The 10,399-nt window shown below is 61.4% G+C and carries 16 protein-coding genes; 7 read left to right on the top strand and 9 right to left on the bottom strand.

Translation table 11 applies throughout. The features are described from left to right. Positions 1-171: 171 nt before the first annotated feature. The 6 genes from J4G14_13665 (at position 172) to J4G14_13640 (ending at position 2,760) form a co-directional block, all read left to right on the top strand. Positions 172-372 (top strand): hypothetical protein, encoded by a 201-nt coding sequence (locus J4G14_13665; GenBank protein MCE2458837.1) that lies wholly within the window; start codon positions 172-174, stop codon positions 370-372. Continuing rightward, positions 373-627 carry a hypothetical protein gene (locus tag J4G14_13660; GenBank protein ID MCE2458836.1) on the top strand — a complete coding sequence of 85 codons (255 nt, stop codon included), beginning with the start codon at positions 373-375 and terminating at the stop codon, positions 625-627. 174 nt (positions 628-801) lie between these two features. Further along, positions 802-1,161, top strand: coding sequence for a 50S ribosomal protein L21 (gene rplU, locus J4G14_13655; GenBank protein MCE2458835.1), 360 nt, complete (start codon positions 802-804; stop codon positions 1,159-1,161). 45 nt (positions 1,162-1,206) lie between these two features. Continuing rightward, positions 1,207-1,467 (top strand): 50S ribosomal protein L27, encoded by a 261-nt coding sequence (gene rpmA / locus J4G14_13650; protein MCE2458834.1) that lies wholly within the window; start codon positions 1,207-1,209, stop codon positions 1,465-1,467. 100 nt (positions 1,468-1,567) lie between these two features. Beyond that, entirely contained in the window at positions 1,568-1,780 is a 213-nt protein-coding gene (rpmE, locus tag J4G14_13645; GenBank protein MCE2458833.1) for a 50S ribosomal protein L31, read from the top strand. A 68-nt stretch (positions 1,781-1,848) separates the two neighbouring features. Further along, complete coding sequence (locus J4G14_13640) at positions 1,849-2,760, top strand: DUF1385 domain-containing protein (protein MCE2458832.1); 912 nt, start codon at positions 1,849-1,851, stop codon at positions 2,758-2,760. A gap of 251 nt (positions 2,761-3,011) precedes the next feature. Here the strand turns inward: J4G14_13640 and J4G14_13635 are convergent, their stop codons facing one another. The 6 genes from J4G14_13635 to J4G14_13610 form a co-directional block, all read right to left on the bottom strand. Then, positions 3,012-3,632 carry a bifunctional phosphoribosyl-AMP cyclohydrolase/phosphoribosyl-ATP diphosphatase HisIE gene (locus J4G14_13635; GenBank protein MCE2458831.1) on the bottom strand — a complete coding sequence of 207 codons (621 nt, stop codon included), beginning with the start codon at positions 3,630-3,632 and terminating at the stop codon, positions 3,012-3,014. A gap of 95 nt (positions 3,633-3,727) precedes the next feature. Continuing rightward, positions 3,728-4,543: an imidazole glycerol phosphate synthase subunit HisF gene (hisF, locus tag J4G14_13630; GenBank protein ID MCE2458830.1), complete on the bottom strand. Its 816-nt coding sequence runs from the start codon at positions 4,541-4,543 to the stop codon at positions 3,728-3,730. After that, the gene (hisA, locus tag J4G14_13625) at positions 4,537-5,274 is read right to left on the bottom strand and encodes a 1-(5-phosphoribosyl)-5-[(5-phosphoribosylamino)methylideneamino]imidazole-4-carboxamide isomerase (protein ID MCE2458829.1); all 738 of its coding nucleotides are present in this window, start codon (positions 5,272-5,274) and stop codon (positions 4,537-4,539) included. The genes hisF and hisA overlap by 7 nt, the downstream gene beginning before the upstream one ends. A 71-nt stretch (positions 5,275-5,345) precedes the next feature. Then, positions 5,346-5,969, bottom strand: a complete 624-nt coding sequence (gene hisH, locus J4G14_13620) for an imidazole glycerol phosphate synthase subunit HisH (GenBank protein MCE2458828.1) — start codon at positions 5,967-5,969, stop codon at positions 5,346-5,348. A 93-nt stretch (positions 5,970-6,062) separates the two neighbouring features. Next, positions 6,063-6,659, bottom strand: coding sequence for a cob(I)yrinic acid a,c-diamide adenosyltransferase (locus J4G14_13615; GenBank protein MCE2458827.1), 597 nt, complete (start codon positions 6,657-6,659; stop codon positions 6,063-6,065). Positions 6,660-6,961: 302 nt separating this feature from the next. Continuing rightward, entirely contained in the window at positions 6,962-7,396 is a 435-nt protein-coding gene (locus J4G14_13610) for an Hsp20/alpha crystallin family protein (protein MCE2458826.1), read from the bottom strand. A gap of 192 nt (positions 7,397-7,588) precedes the next feature. On the opposite strand from J4G14_13610, the gene J4G14_13605 reads away from it, so the two are divergent. Next, a complete protein-coding gene (locus J4G14_13605) occupies positions 7,589-8,476 on the top strand; it encodes a DnaJ domain-containing protein (GenBank protein ID MCE2458825.1) in 888 nt (295 codons plus the stop codon). A 28-nt stretch (positions 8,477-8,504) separates the two neighbouring features. Here J4G14_13605 and J4G14_13600 read toward each other — a convergent pair whose 3' ends face one another. From J4G14_13600 to J4G14_13590, 3 genes are all read right to left on the bottom strand, one after another. Next, the gene (locus tag J4G14_13600) at positions 8,505-9,566 is read right to left on the bottom strand and encodes a hypothetical protein (GenBank protein ID MCE2458824.1); all 1,062 of its coding nucleotides are present in this window, start codon (positions 9,564-9,566) and stop codon (positions 8,505-8,507) included. A 130-nt stretch (positions 9,567-9,696) separates the two neighbouring features. Beyond that, the gene (locus tag J4G14_13595; GenBank protein MCE2458823.1) at positions 9,697-9,996 is read right to left on the bottom strand and encodes an ABC transporter permease subunit; all 300 of its coding nucleotides are present in this window, start codon (positions 9,994-9,996) and stop codon (positions 9,697-9,699) included. Then, positions 9,957-10,399, bottom strand: a 443-nt coding sequence (locus tag J4G14_13590; GenBank protein MCE2458822.1) for an ABC transporter permease, incomplete at its 5' end; no start/stop codon positions are given. The genes J4G14_13590 and J4G14_13595, both read right to left, overlap by 40 nt.

Here is a 10,399-nt window from a genome sequence, read left to right as displayed (position 1 = left end):
GACTTCGACCCCAACGACTACCACTACTGACCACACAAATAGAGTCCCCTCTCCCTGCTTCGCGAGTGACTCTCTCAATTCTGTCAATTCGGCCGCATTCTTGAGAGGCTGAGCGACGCCCTGATATGGTAATTGTCATACTTGGCAGCGCAATCCCAGAAGGAGTGGGCAATGACAACCGTGCCGGAATTGCAGGAGGCCATACTGGGTCTGTCCGAGTCCGACTATTCCGAGCTGCGTCGCTGGCTGCTCGACCAAGACTGGGAACAGTGGGAGCAGGAGTTTGACGAGGACGTAAGGGCTGGCAAACTGGATGCCCTGGCGGCTGAGGCATTGGAAGCCAAAGCACGAGGCGACCTGAAGGACCTGTAGTTGCACAGGACAAACCCTCACTTCTGGCGGCGTTTTGAGGAACTGCCTCCCGCAGTGCAACGGATAGCCCACCGGAACTTCGAGCTGCTGAAGTCGAACCCCAGGCATCCGTCCTTGAGGTTCAGAAACGTCGGACGCTACTGGTCTGCGCGAGTGGGCGCTGCCCACAGGGCGGTGGCACTCAGAGACGGCGGCGACTTCATTTGGTTCTGGGTCGGCGACCATGACGAGTACATACGGGTCATCCGTGGGTAGCCAAATCAGGGCAATCACAGAAATCCGACTAATCCCGGTTCAGACATTTCGTGCCCATTCGTGACCTTCGTGGATAGACTTCGCACCCTCTTCACTGTGCCATGCTCGAAAATCGAGTTGACTGACGTTTAGCCACATTACTAAAATAGTGCTGTTGTCCAAGAGGTTTGCATATTGGCTAACTACGCTATTGTCCACACAGGCGGGAAACAGTACAGGGTATCCACCGGAGACACCATCCGCGTGGAGTCGATACCCGGCGACATAGGCGACACGGTCGAGTTGACCGATGTCCGCATGTTGTCGCAGGAGGGGCAGGTAACGATCGGGACCCCGACCGTGGACGGCGCTCGCGTCGTCACCGAGATTTCGGACAGCGGTAAGAGGAAGAAGATCGTCGTCTTCAAGTACAAGCCCAAGGTGCGCTATCGCAGGAAGAAGGGACACCGTCAGCACTTCACTGACCTGACCGTGACCGACATCCTGGCGAATGACGCCGCCGAAGCAGAATTCGAAGAGGATCCGGACGAGTAGAGGCAGGTTGTAAACCAGCCCCTACCCAAACTACGGAGGTCTAGCATGGCACACAAGAAGGGCGGCGGAAGCACCCGAAACGGTCGAGATAGCAATTCCAAGCGTCTCGGCGTCAAGCGCTACGACAACGAGATGGTGCGCGCGGGCACGATAATAGTCCGCCAGCGCGGCACTCGGATCCACCCCGGCAACAACGTCGGCGTCGGGAAGGACCACACCCTGTTCTCGCTGGTCGACGGCTCGGTAAAGTTCGAGTTCGCGCGCCAGGGCCGCAAGGTCGCCAGCGTCTACCCGGCGGGAGTCTAGTCCTCCGGCCCCGAGTCCTTCGACAAGCTCAGAACCTGTCCCGGACGCGATCCGGGAACAGACGTTTACGTATCGTTCAGCTTGGGAGAGAGTAGAAAAGATGAAGACCGGAATACACCCGGAATACTACGCTGAGGCAACGGTCATCTGCAGTTGCGGCCACAGCTACGTGACAGGGGCGACCAAGCCTGAACTGCGGATCGAGATCTGCTCGAACTGCCACCCGTTCTTCACCGGTGAGCAGCGCATCGTCGACACCGAGGGTCGCGTCGAGCGACTCATGCGCAGGTTCAACCTCCAGGACCAGCAGTAGTACCCAAACAACCCGAAGAGGACGAAGGGGTGGGACCAAAAGTCTCACCCCTTTTCTTTTGTGAACGCATGACCACGCAGAACAGACCCACATACGGCGGACAGGCGGTACTGGAAGGGGTGATGATCCGCGGTCAGACGCACATGGCTGTCGCCGTGCGGCGTCCGAACGGCGCAATCGCGACTCACCTCAGACCGCTCAGCACGCTCTACACAGGCACGCTCAGGCGCATGCCGCTGGTCAGGGGAGTGATCACACTGGTCGAGACGCTCAGCCTGGGGATGAGGGCGCTCAGCTACTCGTCCAGCGTCAGCCTGGAAGACCCCGAGGCCGACCCGGACTCAGAGGTCGAGTCCGAGGAGCTCAGCAAGGGCGCGCTGGCGAGCATGCTGCTGATCTCGTTCGGGTTCGCGATCCTGCTGTTCTTCCTGCTGCCCCTGTTCGCGAGCCGCCCGCTGGAGGGCATGTTCGGCAACGACATACTGTCGAACGTCGCAGAGGGCGCGATCCGGCTGGTCGTGTTCGTCGCCTACATCTGGGTGATCGGAAGGATGCCCGAGATCAGGCGGGTGTTCATGTACCACGGCGCGGAACACATGACGGTCCACGCACAGGAGCGCGGAGATCCGCTGGTGGCCGAGGAGATCAGGAAGTACTCGCCGGCACACCCACGATGCGGCACGGCGTTCCTGCTAACGGTCATGGTGGTGGCGATACTGGTGTTCGTGTTCGTGCCTAGGGAGCCGCTGTGGTGGCTGATAACGTCCCGGATCGTGTTCATTCCACTGATAGCCGCAGTCGCCTACGAGGTGATCCGTCTGAGCGGAAGGTACGAGGACAACCCGCTGGTACGGCTGATCAGCACACCCAACCTGCTGCTGCAAAAGCTCACCACCCGCTGGCCCGACGACGACCAGATAGAGGTGGCGGTGGCTGCGATGGAGACTGCGCTCGAGGCGGACAGAGAGGCTGTGTCTTAGTCTTCCAGGCTGGGTTGGATGCTAGGTTTCACCCTCACCCCAGCCCTCTCCCCCAGGGAGAGGGGGCCGTTGGCTGGTGTTCATGCCTGTCCGTGTACCCTTACATACCCCTGTAAGCCCTTAAGGAGAGGGGGCCCGTCGAGCTGGTAGTGATGCCTGTTCGTGTACCCCTACATACCCCTCTCAGCTCATCAATGGAGAAGGGGCACATGACCGAAGGTTGCGATGTAGGGGCGGTTCGCGAACCGCCCCTACCCCCGCCGCTCTCTCAGCTCTGACCAGACCTGCTCGGGTCGGACCCCTGAGGCGGACATCATTACGAGGCAGTGGTAGAGAAGGTCGGCCATCTCTGACGCCACAGCGTCGCCGTCTTGCTTAGCACCGGCCAGCGCTGTCTCACCGGCCTCTTCGATCACCTTCTGGGCGATGCGATCGGAGCCACCCTGGAACAGGCTCGTCGTGTAGCTGCCTTCGGGCATCTCCTCCCTGCGGTCCTGGATCACTGAGTACAGCTCCTCCAGGATGCCGGATCCCTTCTCAGGCGATTCGAAGTCGGGCATGTCGTCGAACGGCGTGAAGAAGCAGGTGGGGTTGCCGGTGTGGCAGATCGGTCCGTCAGGGATAACCTTGAGCAGTATGACGTCGCCATCGCAGTCGACCGACGCCGACCTGATCCTCATATAGTTGCCCGACACCTCGCCCTTGTGCCAGAGGTCGGCGCGGCTGCGAGAGTAGAACCAGACCTCGCCACCCTCCAGAGTGCGCTTCAACGCGCCGGGGTTGATGTAGCCCAGCATGATGACCTCGCCGGTCTCGGCGTGTTGGCAGATCGCGGGGGCCAAGCCCTTATCGTCGAGCAGGACTGTCGGCATTTTTCTTTCCTCCGGTGGGGCTCCTGTTAATTGGAATTTATGGTAGGGGCAGGTTTTAAACCTGCCCCTACACACGCCTGTCTGTGGACAGAAGGTCAATCAATGGGGCGGATGGGTACGTCGCGGTTGTGCAGGTACTGCTTGATGTCATTCACCCTGTAGGTGCCGAAGTGGAAGACGCTGGCGGCTAGCACGGCGTCGGCCTTGCCGTAGTCGAGCGCGTCGATGAAGTGGTCCGGCGTTCCCGCGCCTCCGCTGGCGATCACGGGGACCGTCACGGCTGACGAGATGGCTCTGAGCATGTCGAGGTCGTATCCGGTCTGATGGCCGTCGGTGTCCATGCTGGTGAGCAGCAACTCGCCTGCTCCGAGCTCGTTGACTCGTACAGCCCACTTGAGCGCGTCGATGCCGGTGGGCGTCCTGCCGCCCCTGACGTAGACCTCCCAGCGTGAGTCATCGTCGATGGCCAGGGTTGGATCGTCGCAGATGACCCTCTCGTCGCCTGGCTTTGTCACGGTGGCGTCGATGGCAACGACAATGCACTGAGAGCCGAAGTGGTCCGATGCCTCGGCCACCAGGCCCGGCTCGTTTACGGCCGCCGTGTTGAGCGAGACCTTGTCGGCGCCCGCTTCGAGCATCCGGCGCACGTCGGCGACGCTCCTCATGCCGCCGCCAACGGTGAACGGGATGAACAGTCGCTCCGCCACCTCCCGCACCACGTTCAGCATGATGTCACGGGAGTCAGAGCTTGCGGTGATGTCCAGCAGCACGAGCTCATCCGCGCCCTCGGCGTCGTAGTAAGTCGCGAGCTGCACAGGGTCGCCGGCGTCACGTATCTCGATGAAGCTGATGCCCTTGACGACACGCCCGTCGTCCACGTCGAGGCATGGAATGATTCGCTTGGTCAGCATATGTGTCCCGCAGTCCCACCTATGGCGTTGACGGCCTCGGCGAGGTCTATGTTGCCGGTGTACAGCGCGCGTCCTATGACCACGCCGCCGACGCCGACGTAGTTGAGGTTTCTTATGTGGTCTATCGAGGCGATGCCGCCAGCGGCGATTATGCCGTCTCCCGCAATGGCCACGAGGCTGCGCATGAGATCGTAGTTGGGTCCGCTGAGGGTGCCGTCGCGTGATATGTCGGTACACAGGAACGTGCGGACGCCAACGTCCATCATCAGGCGGAGCAGGTCGGTAGCAGACGTCTCGCTGGCGTCGGTCCAGCCTGAGACCTCGACGTTGCCGTCACGCGAGTCTATGGCCACCAGTACAGCGTCGGAGCCGAACTGCTCACAGGCAGTCGTGACCACTTCGGGGTCCCGGACGGCCACGGTTCCGAGCATGACTCGGTCGACACCGGAGTCCAGCACCTCTTTGACAGACTCAATGGTGCGGACGCCCCCGCCCATCTGCATTGGAAGGCTCACCGCGTCGACGATGCGGCTTATGACATCCAGGTTCTGTGGAGAGCCTGCTTTGGCCCCGTCCAGGTCGATCACGTGGATGCGACCTGCGCCGAGTCGCTCCCAGCGAAGGGCGACCTCGACGGGGTCGTCCGAGTAGACGGTCTCTTGAGAGTAGTCGCCCTGGTAGAGGCGCACACAGCGGCCGTCGATCAGGTCTATGGCTGGTATGACGTCCATCACCCTCACTCCAACCCTCTCCCATTAGGGGAGAGATGGCATTTGGAATGCACCATCAGCACCACCCCCCGTCAGGACTCGCGGACGAACCGCACGAAGTTGTCGTATATCTTCAACCCGATGCTGCCGCTCTTCTCAGGGTGGAATTGGACGGCTGCTACGGAGTCCCATGCCACCGCGCTGCAGAACTCGACTCCGTAGTCGGTGGTACCGGCGACGATGTCGGAGTCTTCAGGGTCTGCGAAGTAGCTGTGGACGAAGTAGAAGTGAGAGCCGTCAGGCACGTCTTCGAAGAAGGGGTGCTCCTTGCGCCAGCTCACCTGGTTCCATCCCATGTGCGGGATCTTCTGGCCTCCCGGCAGTCGCCGGCACCTGCCTCCGACCACGCCGAGACAGGGCTCGTCGCCCTCGTCCGATGCGTCGAGCAGTAGCTGAAGTCCAAGGCACACGCCGAGGAACGGCTTGCCGCTGGATACGTACTCACGGATGGGTTCGATCAGCCCGCGCTGTCGCATGTGACGCATGGAGGAGTCGCATGCTCCCTGGCCGGGGACGACGATGGCGTCCGCGGACGTAATGCTGTCGATGGACGAGGTAATCTCTGCGTTGGCGTCGAAGCGCTCAAGCGCCTTCTGGACGCTGCGCAGGTTGCCTGCATCGTAGTCGACTATGGCTATGGTGGGTTGGGTGGTCATTCTTCGAGTAACAAGGTCTGAGGGAGGCAGGGTTTCACCCTCACCCTGAGGGAGAGGGGGTCTGTTGGTTGGTTTCTGTAGTGGGTCGGGTAGTCATTCGTCGGAGGGCTCGGGGGGCTGGCCGGTGACGATTTCGAACGGCAGGTGCCGGTCTTCGTAGCGGGCCAGCATAAACAGCAGGTCGGAGAGCCGGTTCAGGTAGACCAGCAGGTGTATGTTCGGGAGGAGTCCGGCGGTCTTCAGGTCGACGACGCGACGCTCGGCGGTGCGAACCTGGGTCCTGGCAAGGTCGAGTGCCGATGACGCGGTCGACGCACCGGGAATTATGAAGTTCGGAGGGAGCTCAACATCCTCGCCGATCTCGTCGATGAGCTTTTCGAGCCTGGTGACGTGTGACTCGTCGACGATCTGGAAGTGCTCGAGTAGAAGGTGGCGGTTAGTGGGATCGGTGGCGAGCTCTGCGCCGATCATGAACATCTCACGCTGGACTTCGAGCAGGATGTCCTTGACCCTGTCCTCAGTGGCGAGAGCGCGGGACAGTCCGATGGCGGAGACTGCGTGGTCGGTCGAGCCGTACGCCTCGGTGCGAACGTCGGACTTGGAGACGCGTCCGCCGAATAGCAGGCCGGTATCGCCTTCGTCGCCTGAGCGGGTGTAGATCTGCAATTGGCTCGTTCCTCCGGGCGGTATTATAGCAACGGGGATAGAGGGATGGCATGGGGAGGGGGGGATTCCTGGAGGGAGGGCGCACTAAGACCGGAACCCACGAAGTGGCTCGCCGCTCGGCAATCCAGGGGATGGGGATATCCTTCGACAAGCTCAGGACGAACGAATTGCCAGTTTCCCTACCCCCGTCAGCCCTGAGGGAGAGGGGGTCTGTTGGATGGAGACCAGATTCCGGTAGTGCGTCAGGGGGATATGACAGGAATGAAGAGAGGGCGGCTGTGGGTGCCGCCCTCTGGTGGGTTAGCTACGCTGTGCTATGAGGTCGGTCAGCCGGTCTTGATCTCGAGCCTGCGGGCCTTCTTGGCCTCCTGCTTAGGGACGGTGATCGTGAGCACGCCGTTGGCGTAGCTGGGCTGGGCCTGCTCGGCGTCGACCGAGTTGGGGAGTCGGAGCGCTCTGTGGAAGCGCCCGAAGCGTCGCTCTCTCAACAGGTAGTCGCCCTTCTGCTCCTGGGTCTCGGACCCGGTCTCACCCTCGATGGTGAGCAGGCCGTCCTCCAGGGTGACCTGTATGTCGTCGGGGTCGACGCCCGGCAGCGAAGCGCGGACGATCAGGTCGTCACCGTCCTGGACGACGTCCATAGCGATGTCCCAACGTGCTCCGGCGGAGTCCTGTGCCTGTACGCCAGGGTTCCAGAGCCTGTTGAAAGCGGAATCCATGCGGCGCATCTCGGCGAATGGGTCAAATCTCTGCATCGTCAAAACTGTCTTGCCTCCGTGTATGCTACTTAACGATTCGATTGTGGCTCTGATGCCACTCAGTTGATATACAGATTGTAGGGAATGTACATTTATATATCAATGGATATGATACAGATGATATCAATAACACTCTAGCACTAGGTAGCATATGTTATAATTCGGGCACATTATAGTATTGGCTGAAAGGTCACAGTGGCAGACTACTACAGCGTACTCGGCGTCGACCGGGGCGTGGAACAGAATGACATCCGTCGGGCGTTCAGGAGGCTGGCGCGTAAGTACCATCCTGACCTGAACAAGGACGACTCGGACGCCGAGGCGAAGTTCAAAGAGGTCAACGAGGCGTACGAGGTGCTGTCCGACCCTGACAGTCGCAGGAAGTACGACGTTCACGGCGACCAGTGGAAGCACGCCGACGAGATCGAGGCGCAGCGCAGGGCCGCCAGCAGCGCATACGGCTTCAGGGGCGGCGCGTATCGTGGGCGGCCGTCGTCTGAAAGCGACCTATTTACCGGACTCGAAGACATACTCGGCGACGTGGGCCGCTTCCGGGGCAGCAGGCATGGCGCCGGTACGATCCGGTCCGAGACGTCGGTGACCGTGTCGCTGGAAGAGGCGTATGCGGGTACGACGATCAATGCCAACTATACCGTCCGAGGCAGGAACCGGCGGTTCGAGGTGAGCATCCCCCCAGGCGTCGACAACGGCAGCACGGTCCGGGTTACTCCCGAGCAGGGCACTGAGATGCTGTTCAGGGTGTCGGTCTCGCCCAACGGGCAGTTCCGACGCGAAGGCACAAGCCTGTACACCGACGTCGACGTCCCGTTCGAGCAGTGCATACTCGGGGGAGAGGCCCAGATCCAGACGCTGAACGGCCGGACGATATGGGTCAGGATACCTGCCAATAGCCAGAACGGTCAGAACATCCGGCTGCGCGGCCAGGGAATGCCGAGGCTGGGGTCGCCGGACACCAGGGGCGACCTATATGTCACCGTGAGGCCGCAGATGCCGAGGTCGCTCACCGACGAGCAGCGCGAGCTGATCGTGAAGCTCCAGGAACTGAGGTCGGGGGCGGAGTAGAGGGTTCGACGGCGCACATAGCCTCAGGCTACTCACGAGCTAGCTTGAGGATTGTGCCGTTTTCGCCGACTGCCCAGGCGGTGTTGGGGTCTGAGAAGGTGATGGCCCTGAGCGTGGAGTCGGTCGCTGATGGTTCTTGAGACCAGGTCAGGCCTCCGTCCGTGGAGTGCATGGTCTGGCCGGACGAGCCGACGGTCCAGCCCTCCCTGGCGTCTATGAAGGCGACGTCCCACAGGAACTTGCCGGTGTCGGCGTCGACGCGAGTCCAGGTCTGTCCTCCGTCTGTTGTGTGGGCGACCATACCGTCGGTGAGGTACTTGACGAACTGGACGCCTGACGAGACCCCCCGCTCCTTGCCGCGCCAGCCGGCGATCCAGCCCATGCGCTCGTCGAGGAAGTAGATTCCTGACGTTCCTATCTCGACCTGGTTGACGCCTTTGTGCAGCTGCCAGGACTCGCCCGAGTCAGAGGTGGACACGACTCCCCCGGACGTGAGAGAGACCCAGGAGTGACTGTCGTTCAGGATGTGAGCATCGGACTTGGCCTGGGTGCTGTCGAAGAACTGCCGATTCCAGGTCGCGCCGCCGTCGGTGGTCCTGAGCGTAAAGCCGCCTCGTTCTGTGACGATCCAGCCGGAGTCGGGGGTGGTGAAGCTGACTTGAATCAGGTCCAGCCCGAGAGCGACCTCGTGCCCCGCCTGCGCCCAGGTCTCCCCGCCGTCGGTGGTGTGGAGGATCAGGCCGAGGTGGCCGACTGCCCAGCCATTCTGGGTGTCAAGGAAATCGACGCTCCGCATGGTCAGCTCGAAGCCGGAGTGCTGGGCCTGCCATGTCTCGCCAGCGTCAGAGGTGGCGATGATGGCCCCGTCCTGGCCCACTGCCCAGCCGTGGTCAGGGTCGACGAAGTCCACGTCGAGCAGGGTTGAGGTGACGCCGGACTGGACGGGCTGCCAGCGGTTGCCGGAGCCAGGTGCATCGGAGTCGCCCGTGTCCGTGGTGAAGTAGATGGTTGCGATTGCGAGGGCAACCACGAAGAGAAGCGCTACGGCGACTGTTATGGCGGTGGGGTTTTTGAGATATCGGAATATCATTCCAAGGAGATCATAACGGTTGCCACTGGAGCCACAAAAAGCTAGTTGCGCCCCACTCATCCCCTGGATTCCGGCCTCCGCCGGAATGACGGCCGTCTGGTAGTCGGGTTTTTCGGGAGGAAACTACCGGTCAGTTGGTCACGCCGGGGCCGTACTCTCGGACGTCGTTGATGTCTCGGATGGCGTCTCCGACGAAGTTGACGGCGAGCACGATCAGCATGATGACGAGTCCTGGGAAGGTCGCGAGCCACCACGCGCTTGTGAAGAATGGCCGCGCGTCGTTGAGTATCGAAGCCCAGGTCGGGGTGAGAGGTGAAACGCCGAGCCCGAGGAAGGTGAGTCCTGCCTCGGCGAGAATCGCGGCAGCCACAAACACGCTGGCCTGAACGATCACAGGCGGCATCGCATTGGGGAAGATGTGCTTGAACATGAGCCTGCTATCCGACCGAAGTCCTCTTCCTTGAGCATGAGCACCATGCCGCGAATGACGCGCGCAAAGTCGTCAATGTATGCGAGTGCGATGGCCACTATTACATTGGCCAGACCGAGTCCGAAGATCGCCACAAGCATGACGGCCAGGATGAAGTTGGGGAACGCCCAGAGGATGTCGATCAGCCTCATGACGATCATGTCCATCCAGCCGCCGTAGTATCCGGCAGCCACACCGAGGACGATGCCTATAACGGCCGCCAAAATGACCGTGCTGAGGCCGACGACCATCGAGATTCGCGCTCCGACGATGATCCGGCTGAGCACGTCGCGGCCCACGTTGTCCGTTCCCAAGGGGTGCCCGATGGTGGGGGCAGCCAGCAACTCGTAGTCCTGAGCATCTG

This window comes from Dehalococcoidia bacterium, assembly GCA_021295915.1.
Lineage (GTDB): Bacteria > Chloroflexota > Dehalococcoidia > Lucifugimonadales > UBA1123 > VXRN01.
The sequence above is the reverse complement of the archived record's forward strand: the minus strand, read 5'-3'. Positions and strand labels throughout refer to the sequence as shown.